This window comes from Nostoc sp. PCC 7107, from assembly GCF_000316625.1.
GTDB lineage: Bacteria > Cyanobacteriota > Cyanobacteriia > Cyanobacteriales > Nostocaceae > Nostoc_B.
The window spans coordinates 3269745-3286132 of the sequence record NC_019676.1; the positions used below are offsets into that span (position 1 = coordinate 3269745).

At 39.2% G+C, this 16388-nt stretch carries 14 protein-coding genes; 4 read left to right on the top strand and 10 right to left on the bottom strand.

Annotated elements, in window-relative coordinates; genetic code table 11:
* Positions 1-82: 82 nt before the first annotated feature.
* Positions 83-1813 carry a diflavin flavoprotein gene (locus tag NOS7107_RS13945; RefSeq protein WP_015113617.1) on the bottom strand — a complete coding sequence of 577 codons (1731 nt, stop codon included), beginning with the start codon at positions 1811-1813 and terminating at the stop codon, positions 83-85.
* A gap of 238 nt (positions 1814-2051) precedes the next feature.
* Between NOS7107_RS13945 and NOS7107_RS13950 the strand changes: the two genes are divergently transcribed.
* Positions 2052-2984, top strand: a complete 933-nt coding sequence (locus NOS7107_RS13950; protein ID WP_015113618.1) for a 1-aminocyclopropane-1-carboxylate deaminase/D-cysteine desulfhydrase — start codon at positions 2052-2054, stop codon at positions 2982-2984.
* A gap of 85 nt (positions 2985-3069) precedes the next feature.
* Here NOS7107_RS13950 and NOS7107_RS13955 read toward each other — a convergent pair whose 3' ends face one another.
* Together NOS7107_RS13955 and NOS7107_RS13960 are read right to left on the bottom strand one after the other, a co-directional pair.
* Positions 3070-3564: a hypothetical protein gene (locus NOS7107_RS13955; RefSeq protein ID WP_015113619.1), complete on the bottom strand. Its 495-nt coding sequence runs from the start codon at positions 3562-3564 to the stop codon at positions 3070-3072.
* Positions 3565-3734: 170 nt separating this feature from the next.
* Positions 3735-6794 carry a tetratricopeptide repeat protein gene (locus NOS7107_RS13960; RefSeq protein ID WP_015113620.1) on the bottom strand — a complete coding sequence of 1020 codons (3060 nt, stop codon included), beginning with the start codon at positions 6792-6794 and terminating at the stop codon, positions 3735-3737.
* Between the two features lie 558 nt (positions 6795-7352).
* Here NOS7107_RS13960 and NOS7107_RS13965 point away from each other — a divergent pair.
* Positions 7353-8204 (top strand): universal stress protein, encoded by an 852-nt coding sequence (locus tag NOS7107_RS13965; protein WP_015113621.1) that lies wholly within the window; start codon positions 7353-7355, stop codon positions 8202-8204.
* A gap of 173 nt (positions 8205-8377) precedes the next feature.
* On the opposite strand, the gene psbM is transcribed toward NOS7107_RS13965, so the two are convergent.
* The 6 genes from psbM to NOS7107_RS13990 form a co-directional block, all read right to left on the bottom strand.
* Complete coding sequence (gene psbM / locus NOS7107_RS13970) at positions 8378-8494, bottom strand: photosystem II reaction center protein PsbM (RefSeq protein WP_015113622.1); 117 nt, start codon at positions 8492-8494, stop codon at positions 8378-8380.
* A 123-nt stretch (positions 8495-8617) separates the two neighbouring features.
* On the bottom strand, positions 8618-8914 hold the full coding sequence (locus tag NOS7107_RS13975; RefSeq protein ID WP_015113623.1) for a 2Fe-2S iron-sulfur cluster-binding protein: 297 nt from the start codon (positions 8912-8914) through the stop codon (positions 8618-8620).
* A 196-nt stretch (positions 8915-9110) separates the two neighbouring features.
* On the bottom strand, positions 9111-9248 hold the full coding sequence (locus NOS7107_RS27855; protein WP_006195022.1) for a photosystem II reaction center protein K: 138 nt from the start codon (positions 9246-9248) through the stop codon (positions 9111-9113).
* 195 nt (positions 9249-9443) lie between these two features.
* The gene (locus NOS7107_RS13980; protein ID WP_015113624.1) at positions 9444-9809 is read right to left on the bottom strand and encodes a phage holin family protein; all 366 of its coding nucleotides are present in this window, start codon (positions 9807-9809) and stop codon (positions 9444-9446) included.
* A gap of 267 nt (positions 9810-10076) precedes the next feature.
* Positions 10077-10709: a biopolymer transporter ExbD gene (locus NOS7107_RS13985; protein WP_015113626.1), complete on the bottom strand. Its 633-nt coding sequence runs from the start codon at positions 10707-10709 to the stop codon at positions 10077-10079.
* A 163-nt stretch (positions 10710-10872) separates the two neighbouring features.
* Complete coding sequence (locus NOS7107_RS13990) at positions 10873-11625, bottom strand: MotA/TolQ/ExbB proton channel family protein (protein ID WP_015113627.1); 753 nt, start codon at positions 11623-11625, stop codon at positions 10873-10875.
* A 263-nt stretch (positions 11626-11888) separates the two neighbouring features.
* Here NOS7107_RS13990 and NOS7107_RS13995 point away from each other — a divergent pair, with 263 nt between their 5' ends.
* Positions 11889-12809 (top strand): class I SAM-dependent methyltransferase, encoded by a 921-nt coding sequence (locus NOS7107_RS13995; protein WP_015113628.1) that lies wholly within the window; start codon positions 11889-11891, stop codon positions 12807-12809.
* Positions 12802-13818, top strand: a complete 1017-nt coding sequence (locus tag NOS7107_RS14000; protein ID WP_015113629.1) for a PrsW family intramembrane metalloprotease — start codon at positions 12802-12804, stop codon at positions 13816-13818. Before NOS7107_RS13995 ends, NOS7107_RS14000 begins: the two co-directional genes overlap by 8 nt.
* Positions 13819-13828: 10 nt before the next feature.
* On the opposite strand, the gene NOS7107_RS14005 is transcribed toward NOS7107_RS14000, so the two are convergent.
* Positions 13829-16213 carry a tetratricopeptide repeat protein gene (locus NOS7107_RS14005; RefSeq protein ID WP_015113630.1) on the bottom strand — a complete coding sequence of 795 codons (2385 nt, stop codon included), beginning with the start codon at positions 16211-16213 and terminating at the stop codon, positions 13829-13831.
* Positions 16214-16388 lie beyond the last annotated feature (175 nt).

Below are 16388 nucleotides of genomic sequence, written 5' to 3' on the forward strand. Positions count from 1 at the left end.
ATAAAGTAAAAAGGTAATAAATATTCTCTTTTTACTTTTACCTTTTACCTTTTTACTTTTACCTTTTTACTTTTGCCTTTATTTAGTAGTGATTACCAACTTTGCGGTGATGAACTGCGGTGAGTGCATTAATATTGGCTACTCGTCCGGTTTTCACGGTGCTATAAATCACCCAATGATCGCCACAATCCATACGGCTGGTGATTTCACATTCCATGTAAGCTAAAGCGTCAGCGAGAATGGGGCAACCATTCGCAGCAGGATAGGTTTTCACGCCAGCAAAGCGATCGCCACCTGGTGGAAAACGCTTAAGGAAGTGTTTCATGTAGCCTTGATAGTTTCCTTCTTCAAGGACATTTAACACAAAGCGATCGCCTACGTGCATCAAGGATTCAATGGCGCGTTCTTTAGCCACAGCAATGGCTACGCCTAAAGGATTGGCGCTGGCTTGTGTCACCCAAGACGCAAACATGGCGCTTTGAACTTCTTCTTTTTTGGCGGTGATGATGTATAAACCTGTGCTAATGCGTCCGAGAGCTTTTTCTAAATCTGTGTTGATGGACTTGATTTGTTTAATGGCGCGATCGCGGTTTAACCATAATCCAATATCTGTTCCGGCTTCATCACACAATTGTTCTGTAATTCTGGTGGGAGTTTCTTTAATTAAAATTGGTGGAAAAGCTTCAGTTAATCCAATTTCTTGAAACTTGTTGCGTAACGGATAAACTGGTTCATCTTCTCCCCCTCCCGACTCAAATAAACCAACAGCTTGTTTATGATGAGCCGCCGCCAATATCGTGCTTAATGCTGTCTGGGCAACTATCGTCGATTGGGGAGCCATACCAATTACTAAACCAGCAGCTTGTGAGACTAATTCTCGAATTTCTTGAGGTTCAGTGTTATTTAAAGGTACTAATTCAACTACTACTCCAGTTCTCGTAATGCCATGTGCGATGTAACGCGCTATGTCTTCACTATAACCGTAATCTTCTGTGTAAAATAATGCTACAAATGACTCGGTTTTTGTTTGTTCTAAACTCCAAGTTTGATAGCGGGTTATCCATTCAGAAGTATTATGTTTTAGTAATGGCCCGTGACCTGTTGCTACTGTTAATATCTCTAATTTTTCAATGCGTTTTAAAGCTGCCAAAACTGACCGTGCATTTGGCCCCATCAGACAGTCATAGTAATAATGAAAATCTTCTTCAATGATGGCTAAATTTTCATCGAATGTATGATCATCGCAGTAGTGCATCCCAAACACATCACAAGTGAAGAGAATGCCTGTTTTGTAGTCATAAGTAAAGATTGTGTCCGGCCAATGCAGGTTAGGAGCCGAGATAAACTCTAATTCATGACCATTGCCTAAATCTAAGCGATCGCCATTTTTTACAATTATAGATTTAAATGGCTGGTGAACCATATTTTCCAAAAATTGGATTGCTACTTTCGCACCTACAACAGTAATATTCGGCGCTAATTGTAAGATATCTTTAACGAGTCCACTATGGTCTGGCTCTGTGTGACTAATAATCAAATAATCTATTTTTGTTGGCCCAATTAATCCTGTTAATAGTTCTAAGTACAATTGCTCAAATTTGCGGTGTGAAGTGTCAACTAAAGCAATCTTTTCACTTTGAATTAAGAAAGAATTATATGTTGTCCCATTGCGTAAACCAAACTCGATATCAAAACGCTCTCTATCCCAATCAAGGCAACGAATTGCGGTAGTTTGAGTGGCAATTTCAATAGTTTGGATAGTTAAACGTGATGGATGAGAAAAAATTGAAGTAGTTTCTGTGAGTGCGACCATTGAATTTCTCCATAAATAAATTCATCTGGAGTCAGCCTGCTTACTCTTATATTGAACTGTTATTTTCATTTGGTAAAATGCCAATTTCTAAAGTTACTCATCAGGAAGTTTTATTTATGATGAAAATTGGTTTAGCATTGTAATTAATCAATGTTTATCATTAGTTTTTTAATGATTAGATCTCCGACTTCTTGAAGAAGTCGGAGATCTGAAGACCACTAGAATTGTCATAGTCTCCATGTCCTCAATCTTTCTTCCTCCGCCTACCCAACAGATTCATTGCGACATCATCCAAAGTGCTGGTGTCGAACTATCGGTGCTGCGTCTCGACTTAATGCACCTGTGGGTGAATGGGAATAAGTGGTATAAGTTGAAATACAATCTTTTAGAGGCTAAGGAGAAGAATTTTTCAAAACTGCTTACATTTGGCGGTGCTTATTCTAACCATATTTTTGCCACCGCAGCCGCAGGGAAATTATTTGGATTGCAGACAATTGGTATTATCCGTGGTGAGGAAAGATTACCACTGAATCCTACTTTAAGTTTTGCTGTACAACAGGGTATGCAGGTTGTATACTGCGATCGCACTACTTACCAACAACGCCACACTCCAGAATTATACGCACAGCTAAGAGAACGTTACGGTGAAGTATTTATCATTCCTGAAGGGGGAAGTAATTTAAATGGTGTGCGCGGTTGTACAGAAATACTCCAAGAAACTGGAGACTTTGATGTTGTTTGCGTGGCTTGTGGTACAGGTACGACTTTTGCAGGTATTTTACTCTCACTCACTCACAAGCAGAGAGGAATCGCTTTTCCCATCCTTAAAAATGGCTCATTTCTGCAATCAGAAATTGACAGCTTATTACAGAGTTATCTTGCTTCTGGTTTACCAACACCAAATAACTCTGTGTGCGCGAGGGAATTAATCTGTGATTACCACTTCGGTGGTTATGCCAAAATCAACGATGAACTACTCAATTTTCGCCAGCAATTTCATCAAACCCACGGTATACCTTTAGATTACGTCTACACCGCCAAGATGTTTTATGGGGTGATGGATTTATTAGAACAAGGATTTTTCAGTAAAGGCGATCGCCTACTCCTGGTTCACACGGGTGGTTTACAAGGGAATTTAGCTAGAGATAAATCAGCCTTGAGGATTGAATAAAGTCTCCAAGATAAATAGAACCTGAATCTATATCAATTCAGGTAATCAATATGCTACTGACAGTTGAGAATGTAAGTCTTTTGAACTATTTCACTTCCGTAATCTTCAAAGTATAAGGGTAATATTGACCTTCTTTGTATGAACCTACCCAAATTTGATAATTTCCTGGTAGCCATTCACCACTCATACCAGGATTTTTGCCCTCGAAATCGTCATTACACCATGTACCACCAGGCCCTTTGACAATCATAGTTACATCCTGGGGACTCTGCACCTGTAATTTGAGATAATCAAATTTGCTTGTGAGTGCTAAGGTATGGTCTGGTGCCTCATCAACAAATCCATCACAAGGCCCAGTGAGTGTTTCTCTCCTACCAGCAATTTTACTCCCAGAGAATGAACCGCCACTCATTCCCCGAACAGTTAGAGGATCTGGGGAAAATGGATGGTTGACAGTCACATCTCCAAATATCGCTGGCGCTTCTTGAGCATTAGTGATGGTATTAGTTGTTGATGTGACACAGAAAGCCAATATCGTCAAAGATAATCGTATCCCTCTATTTAAAGATGTTTTCGACATTGCGATTACATAAGTTTCTCAGTGCTTTGAAAGACATGAATTTTACACACTAAGTTCCCAATATAAGAGGATGTCAATCTAGCGATTCTCATTTCATGGCAATACAGTCGGAAATCCGCCCCGCGTTTACGTCAGCAAATGCAGGGTGGGTTCGTCGAATTCACATTAATTTACAACCCATTACCAATCAAAATAAAAGCTGACCAATAATAAGGATGGTTAAATTCACTATTATTTCCCGTTATTAAAGCAATTTGCGCTTTTTGTAAAGCCTCAGCTTTGGTAATTTTCCCAGATTTTAATGCTGTATAAAACTCATTCATTAAAGCTTGTGTACCACCATCAGAAACAGCCCACAATGAAGCAATTGTGGCTTTAGCGCCAGCTAGTTGCATTTGATATCCTAAACCTAATATCTCTTGGCCATTTGCTGATTTTTCTCCTAAGCCAGTCTGACAAGCACTCAAAACTACTAAATCTACATTTGATAAAGACCAATTTTCAATGTCTCGCAAAGTCGCGTGTTCGCCATCACCAAACACAATAAATGAATCTTCTGGAGAACCATTTACAAGTTTACCATGAGTTGCTAAATGCACGATTTTATAATCATTCATTTGGGGAATGGTCGCTTGAGGATTGAAATCTTTATCTAAGACAACTTTGCTTCCTGGCAGAATTTTTGCTAGGTTTTCTACTTCTACTTTGGCAAACTCTAAACCACTAAACATCTCTTGGCGTTGACCAACTGCTACTGTATATTCGCCTTTTGTGAAAGCCGCAGCTAAAGCATTGACAGAGGTTTGAGGTTGATTAACTAATTTTGTTAAACTGGCGGCGGTAATATTATTAATAACAAAGCGTTGAACTAACCAATTTTGTCCATCATATAACGCTGCTAAAGGTACATATCTCAGTTTGCCATCTGGGGCATAAATTATAGATTTGGCATCGGCTTGTTTTAAGTCATTTTCGATAGGTTTAATTAGCCAGTTATATAATTTATTTGCTGGCGCTTTACTATTTTTATAAGGAACAAGTACTGCTTCCCGGAATTCATTAATTGTCTGATTTAGTTCTGCGGCTTTTACTGGTACAGTGCGGTGAATTGGCGGCGCATCAGCGGAGACAATGACTAATTCTAATCTGTCATCTAAAACTAAAGGATATAGTAATACCGCTTTTTGATTTAACTGGCGTAAATTGTCTCTTAAAGAATTGAGTTGACGTAAGTTTAAATTTTCCTGTCCTGATGTGGCGGATAATTGTTGTACTAACGCCACAACAGAGGGACTTTTAATAAATTTGTTAAACTCAGCATTAGTAGTTTGTTCTAGTTTCACTAATTCAGCGATGCGTTTTGCTTGAGTTGCGTTACGAGTTTGAGGGGGAATTTTTCGCAGGGTGGTGAGTTCTTTGCCAAGTGCGATCGCTTTATCTTGAATAACGCTATACTTTTGAGATATTTGCTCTTCTTGAGGTTTTAACGGTAATTTTTCTGGTATGACTGCTACTGTTGCCGAACTTCCCCGCTGAGGATTTCTATTTGTAACTTTTGGCGTGCTGGTAGTGCGATTTCCCATAAAATCACTAACTTCCTGAATTTTGAGTAAATCTAAAACTTGTTGCGCTTCTGCGGGACGATTTTGTTGCAATAATAAATCAGCGAGGCGGCGATATCTTTCGGAGACAGTTTCGGTGTAAGATTTTTGGATATCGATAGGTACAACTCGCAAACTTTGCCGAATTGTTTCTGTTAAATTGACTGATTGTTTGTAAAATGTGATCGCTAGTGGTGTTTGATTCTTTGCAGCTAGTACATCCCCTAGAAATTTCAGCGTTGCTGCTTCACTGACTTTATCTTCCACTTCTCGATGAATAGTAACCGCTTGCTGATACAGTCCCAAAGCTTGATCATATTGATTTTGCTTTTGATACAGTTGCCCTAGGTTACTAATTGTTACGCCTTCACCAGTGCGATCGCCAACTTCTCGATAATTAGCTAAGGCTTGTTGATTAAACTCTAAAGCTTGGTTGTAGTTACCTAAATTTTGGTAAACACGCCCAATATTATTCAGTGCAACTGCAATGCCCAGTTTATAGTTATTTTGTTTGTATATATCTAAAGCTTGTTGATATAACTTGAGTGCTTCGTCATACTTACCCAAACTCAAGTAAATCTGTCCAATATTATTTAAGTTTAATGCTGCGCCTTGAAATTGAAACGAGTCTTTCCCAAACGCATCACCCACATTAGCGCGGTTGGTAACTTGTTGCAAAGCTTGGGCATTTTGACCGAGAGCATTATATAGTAACTTTATTGCTTGCTCGTCTGTACTTTTATACTCCCCAGTGCCAAGTCTTCTATAAATATTTGTAGATTTTTCGGCAAATTCCAGAGACTTTTGGTATTGCCCTAAGCTAAAATATGCACCGGAAATATTATTGAAAATTGCCGCTTGTGTACCATAAAATGTCGAACAGCATTCTTGTAAATCTTTTAATCCTTGCTGATATGAATTAAGTGCCTGAGCATAGTTACCCAAATTGAGGTAAACTACACCAATGTTGTTTAAAGTTTGGGCTGCACCACTGTTATCACCCTTAGCTTTTTGAATAGTCAAACTTTGTTGATAAAAATCCAGAGATTCAGAATATTTACCTGTACGGAAGTAAACTGAGCCAATATCTGCTAATAAAATAGCTTCGCTAGTAGCATAACTATAACCTTGAGGATTAGCTGCTTTTAATTCTTTTAAAACTGTTAAAGCTGGTTGATAAAAATCGATTGCTTTTTGATATTCCCCTAAATTTACATATACTTCTCCAATATAAGATAAAGGTATCCATTCATTTTCTTTGTCGCGGATTTTGCGGCGAATATCTAAGCCTGAATGAAAAAATTCCAGTGCTTTTGCATACTCTCCTTTGCGGAGGTTAACGTAACCAATATTTACTAAGCTGTTGGCTTCTCCCGCTTTTGCGCCATATTGTTTAAATATTGCTAAGGACTGCTGAAAGAATTCTAACCCGGCTTGTAAATCAGCTAAACCAACTAAATTTTTATAAACTAGCCCTTCACCTTGGTTATTTAACATAATCGCTTCGGTGACGCGTTCTTCTGGCGTTGGAGTTGGTGCTTGAGCAAAGCTTTGTTGTGAATGATACAATACCAAAGTTGGAGATGTAAAAGTGAGCAAGATAGTTGCAAATATTTGAGAAAATTGCATAAGCACAAGTTTTTATTCAGTTAAATAGTTATAGTTTATTGTTCCCATAACCATAACTAAAGTTATAATTAAAAGCTTAACTTTTGATAAAGCTAATTTTTTTTAAAATGAGCGATCGCTCCAAAAAACAATGGTATAATTGCGTTAATTTTATGATACTTCTTTGCAATACTTAACTTGCTTCTAATGAATAAAAGTTAATATAGATTAAAAATAATAAATAACATCATATTTTATAAAGTTAACTAAGCTAGATTAAGAGTAAGCTTAATTATTGAAGCCTAGTTAAAAGTCTAAGCAATAGCTACAAATTAAGCTAAATCTTACTAGTGTATCTCATATATTTAGTGAAAAAATGCTAGTAATTTAAATTTGATTTGCACTAACTGACTTAGCACAGAAACTTAGGCAGACATAATTAATATTCCGGCAAAAACTTTAGTAGTTTTTGATTTTGGAATTCTGCGTAACAAAGCTAGGATATTGAGCAAGAAGTTGATAAATCAACTTAGCCAATTACTAAGAGCAAACAGCAACATTTACAAGTAAGAACTAACAATGATAGAAAAAATTTTGTTAGCAGTTTCGGGCTTAGGTCATGCAGAAGAAATGCTCAAAACCTTAAAGGAAATACCATCCATTCAACGTGCCAAAGTTAATGTTCTGCACGTAGTTCCTCCCCAAAGCACTGCATCTGCAATGACAGATAAATGGGAAGAAGGTGGTAAAATTCTTGCCAACGCCATTCAATCTTTGAATTTAGATCCCAGCCAAGTTTCTTCAATTTTACGGCAAGGCGATCCTAAAGATGTAGTTTGTCAAGTAGCTGATGAAGTTGATGCTGACTTAATCATCATGGGTTCACGCGGACTCAAGCGTTTGCAGTCAATTTTGTCAAACTCTGTCAGTCAGTATGTTTTTCAATTGTCTTCCCGCCCGATGTTGCTGGTTAAAGATGATATTTATGTCAAAAGAATTAAGCGCATCATGGTGGCGTTAGATAACTCTGATGCAGCAAAACACTGTTTAAATTTAGCTTTATTCTTGCTACGAGATATTCAAGGTAGCCAGTTAATTTTGACTCACGTTAATACTGACCTACGCGGTAAAGCATCAGAAGTCACTGAAATTATTCCCGATAAAAATCCAATTTTTGGTGCAGCGTATGCTGAAGCCCAAAAGTATGGAATACAAACTCGCTGCTATAGCAGCAGTGGTAAACCCGGTGAAGAAATTTGCCGCTTGGCGGAAGAATTGCAGGTAGACTTACTGTTACTTGGTTCTCCAGATCGTCGTCCATCGGTAGCTAAGAATTTTGTGGATATAGACCGACTTATTGGTGCTTCTTTGTCTGATTACGTGCGAGTCAACGCTACTTGTCCAGTATTATTGGCGCGAACCACTGCGTAAACCTGGATTTCTCTCCAATTCCTGCAACCTCAGTCCAGAGTATGTAGGGGCGGGGCTTGTACCAAAGAAATAATCCAAAATCCAAAATCTAAAATCTAAAATTGGCACGGTCAATGATCAATAAAAACCCCTGCACCAGTGGCGTAGGGGTTTTTTATATTATGCACAAACTATTAACTATCTTTTTTACCTTCGCGGCTGGCTGTTTGGATGTACAGAATTAATAAAAACACAGAGGGAACTAATACGAACAGAATGCTCGCTACGAACCCTAAGTCATTAACTTGCATGGCAAAAAAGCCTCTCTATAATTTCCAGTCAACAACTTTAGAATAGCATCATCGATGCCCGTGTTAGCCTTATTTTTTTTACTTCTTATGTCGCCAATGCTGCTTGCGTCTAAGCCTCAAGATTTAAGGTTTTGTCACCACACTAACAGGGCCGTGTACTACAGTTTGACAGGCGAGGCGGTAATTTTCTGGTTTTTTCTTAAATTTGCGGTTTTCTACCTCTGTACGCGGGGAAAGATTTTCTAAACCTTCCACTATCTCAACAACGCACGTACCACACTGACCATAGCCACCGCAATTGGTCATTTTGCCAAATAGTGTATACAAATCAATCCCATTCTCCACCGCTTTAAGCCGCAAGTTAGCACCATTTGCTGCTATGACTTCTTTATCCTCTTTAACAAATTTGATATTACCCATAGCTAGTTAATTCCTCGTTGACTGTACAACATTCGGCTGAAAAGGCTAAGTTTTAATCAGGCTGTATCAACTATATTACTTAACTTCTAGTTACTTGTTACAAATAATTAAGAAATATCAAGTTTTTTCAAGAATATATTGTCAAAAAAATAGGACAGGTGCAACACCTGTCCTATTGATTAAAAATTTACTTAACTTACCTAAATCCGACTGCTGCTTGCCACACGAAAGCAAGTAACAAGAAGAAAACAGGAATTACTGGAAGAACGTCTACCAGAGGATCGAAAATTTGGTACGCTTCAGGCAATTTGGCTAATAACAGTGCTGCTTCCATGTTCGTTTTTATCCACTCTATCCAACACAGCTTTCATAATTGAGATGTATCTTAACATGGTTTAGCCACTGAGAATTAGTTATTATTACCTCTGGCTCAGAGTGTTGAGTTTGGAATCAGACATTCTTCTTCTGCTCTCCTGCTCCCCTGCTCCCCTGCGGCCTGAAGATACTAAATAAGGTGTATGAAAGTTAATCAGACACCTAATAACTTGTAGATTAAGCTGTTGATGAAAGTCAAAGTCAACGCACCTAACACAGCGCTCCAGATACCAAAGCGTAACCGAAAGCCTTCGACTAACCAAGCAGCAATACTAAAACAAACAACGGCAATCATAAAGGTAAAGATGCCGGATAATAAATCAAAAGTAAGAAAATTTGGTACTGCAAAGATCAGGCGTAAAATTGGTCTGATGATCGCCGTAACAATACCGAGAACTGCTGCCGAAATAAAGGCTTTTTTTGGTGAGTCAACTTCAACTCCTAGGGGGAGTTTACTAATAATCAGCAAGCTGATAGATGTTACGACCCAAACAATTAAAAGCGTCACAATTGCATTCATTGCCACAACCCTTGAAACGCGAATGACGATTGGCGATCGCTTAATTTAAGCAACCGATTTCAGAATTTTTGAAGCTTTGCCAATTACTTGTAACTTACCAGAAATTTTACTCTAACTAGAATTTATTTTTTATATCTTTAGGTTTGGACAAGAAGTCAGGAGTTAGGAGTAACAATTGCCAATTCAAAATCTAAAAGGGAAGATAAGGAAGTAGTTTCTGCCTCATCTCCCATTACTGCATTTTGAGTTGAAAAATTCTGTTCAAATTTATCTTTTTGGAGCAGAATTAGTACTTCCTGGTGCATTAGGTACAGCAGGAACCACACCTTCTCCAGATGGCAGTATTTGGTTAGGGTTAACAGGGATATTGGGGTCAAAATTCCCCTGTGGATTAATTTCTGGGACTGGTGCGGGTGGAACTCCAGGATTAGTGGGAATATAGGGTTCTGTTGGCAAATTAGGTTGAGAAACTGAAGGTTGATTAGGCCCTGGGATAATTCCTAAAGAAACGCGATCGCCTCCTACTTGTCGTAATAAATCTAATGTCTCAACGACATCATTATAGGTTGCAGTTCTTGAAGCATTTAACACCAAAATCCCGTTAGGATTTTGTTGGAGATATTGCCTTAGTCTCTCTGCCAATTCCTCTCGTTTTACGGGTTGTTTTTCGATGTAAGTATTACCAACAGCATCAATAGTCACAATTTGGGTACTATTTTGTCCTGCCACACTAGCCGCTGTACCTGTAGAAGCTTTGGGTAAATCAACGTTAATAGCTTGTTGGCGAGTAAATTGCAATGCTGCTAATAAAAAAAATGTCAGAATACAAAAAACAACATCAATTAAAGGGATGATTTGAATTTGTACTTCTTCAACAGGAGTATGCAGATTAACTTTCATCTTCTTAGAAATTTTATTTATAGCAAAGTGCTGAGTTTTGAGTGCTGAGTGCTGAGTGCTGTAAAGCCCTGCGGGCATGGCTGCGCTTAGAGCGGTAGCGGGGCGTTCAGCCCGTGCTGAATAATAAATTACCTCCTGCCTTCTACCTTTTAATTGCAGTTTATTACTCAGAATCTAATGAATCAGTCACATTTGGTTCTTCTGGAGGTTGAGGAAATAGATTTTTAGATTTTTTTCGGGGTGGATTAACAGTTTCGCGGGAAGCTTCAGGCACAATTGATGTACTCTTACTAAATTCTGGTGGAGATTGGCGGTAGAGTAATTCCAACTCATTCCCCGCCTTGCGGAAAATTTTGACTTGGTTAACCAAAAAACTTTGAAATAGGCGATAAAATACCAAGCTAACAATCGCTACTATTAACCCTGTAGCAGTACTAATAAGGGATTCCCCAATCCCCGTAGTTACCCCAGCTGTTGATTCTGTGCCTAAATCCCCAATGCGAATTGAGCGCAAAGACTGAATCAAACCCAACACAGTACCCAACAACCCCAAAAGTGGAGATAGTGCAATCACTGCTTCTAAAAGTTTTTCACCACGACGCATCCCGGCTAATTCGTCTTCTGCTGAGGCTTCCAGTGCTAAACGAAAAGTTTCTAAATCAACTTTTAATAAGCGTAAAGGTGCGTAGAGAAATCGCCCAATTGGCTGGTCTGTGGCTTGTTTGGCAATATCGGCTGCTATATCCCAATTTTCTTGGGCTGCGTCTAGCACACGGTTAACTGTTTCCTTTTCTTGATTTAAAATCCGCAACCAAAACCACAGACGCTCTAAAATTACACTTAAAGCCAGAATTGACAGAACTGCCAAAGGCCACATCGCTGGCCCACCCTTTTGAAACAGATCTAAAATATCCACTGCTTAACTTTCCTCCCTCCGTACCTAGAGCAATTATCCCAAAGCATTTTAATTCTAAAGATTAATGTGCAGTTAGAAACTTAGATAAGATAAATTTCATTGTAGAAAGAAGAAAGGAGACAAGAGGCAGAAGTTCAAATATTCATTTACTCAGAACTCAGAATTCAGAACTCAGCACTCAGTTACGTAACTTAATTTATTTCTAGACTGGCTTGCAGAAATTATGTCATAAGTAAAAAAGGCTGTTAAATGCAAATCAACTTATGACCGCTGCTGTACAAAACTCTCCTAATTGGGCTGTTCACTTGGTAAACGGCATTCTGGCAATTAAGCCTCTAGCTAAAATTGCCAAGCACCAAGCCCGGCAAATGATGATTAAACGCGCTGAAAAAATTGGTGTACCTTGGACAAAAGCAGTAGAGAAACTACAAGAGCGTGATTGGTCAACTGATTTAGCCCAAGTAGAAAATCCTCAGCTTGCTTATCCAGAATATTACACCACCTCATTTCATGCTTACGACAATGGCAATCTAAGTTGGTTGGCGGCTTTTGAAGTAGAACCTGCTGCCCATGCTGTTCACGCTAAAATTTGGCCTGGTGCTGAAGCCCAAGGCGATCGCCAACTCCGCCAAAGCTATCATAATATTCTCAAGCCCCTTTTATCTCAGGAACCACGGGACATTCTAGATATAGGATGTAGTGTGGGATTAAGTACCTTTGCTTTGCAGGAAGTTTATCTCCAAGCCAAAGTTACAGGCTTAGATTTATCTCCCTATTTCCTGGCTGTTGCCAACTACCGCGCCCAGCAGCATCAAGCTAATATTAATTGGGTTCATGCCGCCGCGGAATCAACAGGGCTACCAGATAAGTCTTTTGATTTAGTTTCGCTGTTTCTCATTTGCCATGAATTACCCCAAGCACCAACCAAGCAAATTTTTGCGGAAGCGCGGCGGCTGTTGCGTCCCGGCGGTCACTTGGCAATTATGGATATGAATCCCAAATCGGAAATTTACAAAAAAATGCCAGCCTACATTTTGACGCTGCTCAAAAGTACTGAACCATATTTAGATGAGTACTTCTCTTTGGATATTGAGCAAGCTTTGATTGATGCAGGTTTCCAACGCCCCACAATTACCAGCAATAGCCCGCGTCACCGGACTGTAATTGCCCAGGTGCGTGACTAATTTAGGCTTACTGCTGTGGGCAGCAATTCCACCACTGTTATTTTTAGGTTATTACTATTATCGTGTTGCCTTTGCTCCGGCTTTACCACGTTTGTTGTTGTTTTTTATCGCCGGAGCAATTTCTGGTGGTGTTGCCCTCGGCTTAGAATGGGTGGCAGAAATAGCATTTAACTCCATTGTAAATTGGCAACAAATCCAGCGATCGCTTTTGGGTGCAGCCCTACGCCAAATTATAGAAATTGGGCCAGTTGAAGAAGGCTGCAAGTTAATTGCAGTTATTATCCCGACAATCTATCTTCAACGCAGGTATTGGCTACGCAGCAGTAGTATTTTGCTATTTACTATCGCGGTAGCTTTAGGTTTTACCGCCGAAGAAAACTGGGTTTACTTTTACTACGGTACAGCATCCTTTCTTGACCGGAGTATCGGTACGCTAGTTCATGCGATGTTTTCTGCACCTTGGGGTTATGCTTTAGGCATTTATCTTGCTTCTACTCTCCGCAGAAATTGCCGCAGACAGTTGATTTTGTCAGCTTTCATTAATTCGGTAATCTGTCATGCGCTGGTGAATGTTTTATCTATTGCTTGGCGTTATTCCGCACCAGTCAACTTTCTCAGCTATGGTTTATTTCCCTTTTTATTGTGGATGTTTTGGCGATTAGAACAATTACTGCGAAGAGGACAAAACCAACATCCAATAATCTTGATTTCTGGTCACACACCCCAACATCGTGCTTGGCAAAGAGGCTTAATAGTATTCGCCCTCATCCTTGGTGGAAATGCGATTTTTGGACTGTTTCTTTTAGCCAGAATTCTTAGCCCTTTGAGTTGGTCACAGCTTTTTTATCCAGAAATTTGGCAATTTATCTTGAGTCGCTTTTTATTGAATTTATGTTTTGCAATTGTGGCGTGGCTCATTTATCTCTATTTACGCAATTCATTAGTCAAACCTCTGTGTAATTTTGCGCTAAACTCCGCGTACCTTTGCGTTAAACAATTGAGAATTTAGTCCAACTTGCTCAATCACTATAACCACCTGCAATGGTAGCTACTTTCACAACTTGTTTTGGGGCTTGGATTTCTGTAAATAACTGAATTGCTTGATGAAAATACATTTGGCTGACATCAGCCTTTGCCAGTTTTTGATAAGTTAAACCTAATTGAAAATAAGCTTGGGCTAAGTCACATTTAGCACCGATTTTATCTAAAAGTTCAATTGCTTCTGTATGATGAGCAAGAGCTAATTGATAATCTGCTTGTTGGCGATAAATTTCTGCTAAACCATTGAGTGTTTTTGCTTTGACCTGCATATAATGACCTGCTTCAGCAAAAGTCAATGCTTGATGAAACATTTGATTAGCTTTAGAAAAATCACCTAAATTGAGATATGTTTGCCCTAAAATCTGCATAAAATAAGCAAATCTTCCCGTCTTGAGAAGTTTTTCGTTGGCAATATTTTGATATGCTACATCTGCTAAATTATATGCAGAATCACAAAAACCTAAATAAGAATTAACTAAAGCTAAACATACCGAAGCTTTTTCTGCCCAGCGATGATGCTCACTATTTTGCGCTAGGTAAATGACTCGTTGAAATAACTCTACAGCGGCTGCTAGTTCCCACAAATCTATTTTATATAGACCAATGCTTAAAAGAGAATCTACTTCCAACATTCGCAGATAGTAAACCTTATGTTTATTTTCTGAATGAGGAACAAATGATTTAAGTGCTTGTGTTGCCAGAGTGATAGTCTTTTCTTGACAAGCGATCGCCTGATTAATTTTCCCATTTATCCAATATAAATCACCCAATATATTGTATAATTCAGTAATATTTTGTTCATCTTCAATATTATTCACCACTTGAATAATTGCAGCCAAAATAGGCTGAATTAATCCCATACGATATAAAGTACTACCAAGTGGTAAAAACTGTTGCCATTGATTATGGCGACTCTTGAGAATAACTTTACCAGCTAACTCAAATTCATTAATTTCTATATAGTGATAATAGGCTTCCAGTGCTTGTAAAGCATCTTGAAAAGTGGCAATTTTAGGAACACTCGCTGTCCAAAATTCTGCGGCTTTGTGGTGAGTAATTTCCCACTCATCACTATTGCGTAACCGCGCGATCGCCTCGGATTGAATGACTGGATGTAGCCAATATTCACCTTGATTGCACTCTATTAACGAGCGATTTCTCAGAGAAGCAATGATTTGACGATGTTCAGCAGGTGGAACATCCCATAGTAAACAAAACAGTCCTGGAGAGGGAATGCTTGGTATATCTTGGTAACGATAACAACCCAAACGGCAAAGTAGGCGGTAAGCTTGGGGGTCTAGGGTTTGCAGACGATTAATTTGACTCACCGCTAAATTTTTTAAATCCGTGGCGGCTAAAGGATCAGCGTGATTTTCTTGCCAATAAAGGCACATATCACCGCCAAAATCCTCTTGCATTGCACCGCAGAGAATACCCATTGCTTTAGCATTACCGCTGTAAGTACGATGTATTTGTTGCAAAGTACAAAGGTTAATAGTTAACCCACGGTGACTAAAAAACTTCAGCCATGCACTTTGATCTAAACCTGGAAGCCGATAATGATGTACATTTAACCCAGGTTCACACAGGCGATCGCGGCTAGTAATCAAAGTCACAGACTGCACCCGCGCATCAGCTAAAACCCGCAGCAATTCTACATAGTTGCGGTGCGGCGAAATCAACTTTCCTTGTTGATCTAATGCAGGTTCGAGATTGTCAATTAACACCCCCATCCGCCGATTATGGAGTTGGCGCTTGAGTCGTCCCAACGTTACCCCAAACTCTACCCCTGGTTCTTCCCCAAAGTCTTGTTTTAGCCATTCCTCGACAACTCGTTCCACCGAGGTAATATTTTGGGTTTCCTTCGCCATCAAAAGTTCTAAAACCAAGTCAAAACCCTGATTTTGCAGATATTGTTGGGCGAGAGTAGTTTTACCTAACCCTCCCTCACCTTGGATAACAATTACTTTCGCACCTTGATTTACCAGAGTATTTAGGTGAGCGATCGCTTCTTGTCGTCCAATAAAATTAGTATCCTCTTGTTGTGGAACAGTTTGTGGCGGCGATGGTAAGTTATCAATCACACCTGAAATAGCCGCAGTTTTTCTCAGAACCCGTTCTAAAGTAGCGCGACAGTTACTTTTAGTAATCTTCTCTCGCAATACCTGAGACAACAACTTCCATAACTGTGAACTAACATCCTTAACATGACCTTCCGTACAACCGTAAGCATGGGCAATATCTAAATATTTTCTCCCCAACCACACCTGCCCAAGAATAACTTTTTGCAAATCGCTCAACCGTTCCCCGGTCTGAGCAGGAATTATGGTTTCTAACCATGCTAATGCTGCTTCAGCGTCCATTGTGTAACGACAAGGTTAGTTAGGTTCTAGAACTATAGATTAATCTACAGTTTCTACACCCCAATTTTCGGATAAGATTCTATGAATCCGGCTTTTTCCCCGACTTTTTCCTAGTTCATTTAGTTAATTTGTATATCCGAAAATATCTCTTTTGCCTAGCCTGACGACTGAAAAT

Bases quoted from the DNA above. Each gene is read 5' to 3' on its own strand.
- psbM (WP_015113622.1), bottom strand. From the start codon at position 8,494: ATGCAAGTTAATGACTTAGGGTTCGTAGCGAGCATTCTGTTCGTATTA.
- NOS7107_RS13955 (WP_015113619.1), bottom strand. From the start codon at position 3,564: ATGTCGAAAACATCTTTAAATAGAGGGATACGATTATCTTTGACGATA.
- NOS7107_RS13975 (WP_015113623.1), bottom strand. From the start codon at position 8,914: ATGGGTAATATCAAATTTGTTAAAGAGGATAAAGAAGTCATAGCAGCA.
- NOS7107_RS13965 (WP_015113621.1), top strand. From the start codon at position 7,353: ATGATAGAAAAAATTTTGTTAGCAGTTTCGGGCTTAGGTCATGCAGAA.
- NOS7107_RS13960 (WP_015113620.1), bottom strand. From the start codon at position 6,794: ATGCAATTTTCTCAAATATTTGCAACTATCTTGCTCACTTTTACATCT.
- NOS7107_RS13950 (WP_015113618.1), top strand. From the start codon at position 2,052: ATGTCCTCAATCTTTCTTCCTCCGCCTACCCAACAGATTCATTGCGAC.
- NOS7107_RS13945 (WP_015113617.1), bottom strand. From the start codon at position 1,813: ATGGTCGCACTCACAGAAACTACTTCAATTTTTTCTCATCCATCACGT.
- NOS7107_RS14005 (WP_015113630.1), bottom strand. From the start codon at position 16,213: ATGGACGCTGAAGCAGCATTAGCATGGTTAGAAACCATAATTCCTGCT.
- NOS7107_RS13985 (WP_015113626.1), bottom strand. From the start codon at position 10,709: ATGAAAGTTAATCTGCATACTCCTGTTGAAGAAGTACAAATTCAAATC.
- NOS7107_RS13995 (WP_015113628.1), top strand. From the start codon at position 11,889: ATGACCGCTGCTGTACAAAACTCTCCTAATTGGGCTGTTCACTTGGTA.
- NOS7107_RS13980 (WP_015113624.1), bottom strand. From the start codon at position 9,809: ATGAATGCAATTGTGACGCTTTTAATTGTTTGGGTCGTAACATCTATC.
- NOS7107_RS27855 (WP_006195022.1), bottom strand. From the start codon at position 9,248: ATGGAAGCAGCACTGTTATTAGCCAAATTGCCTGAAGCGTACCAAATT.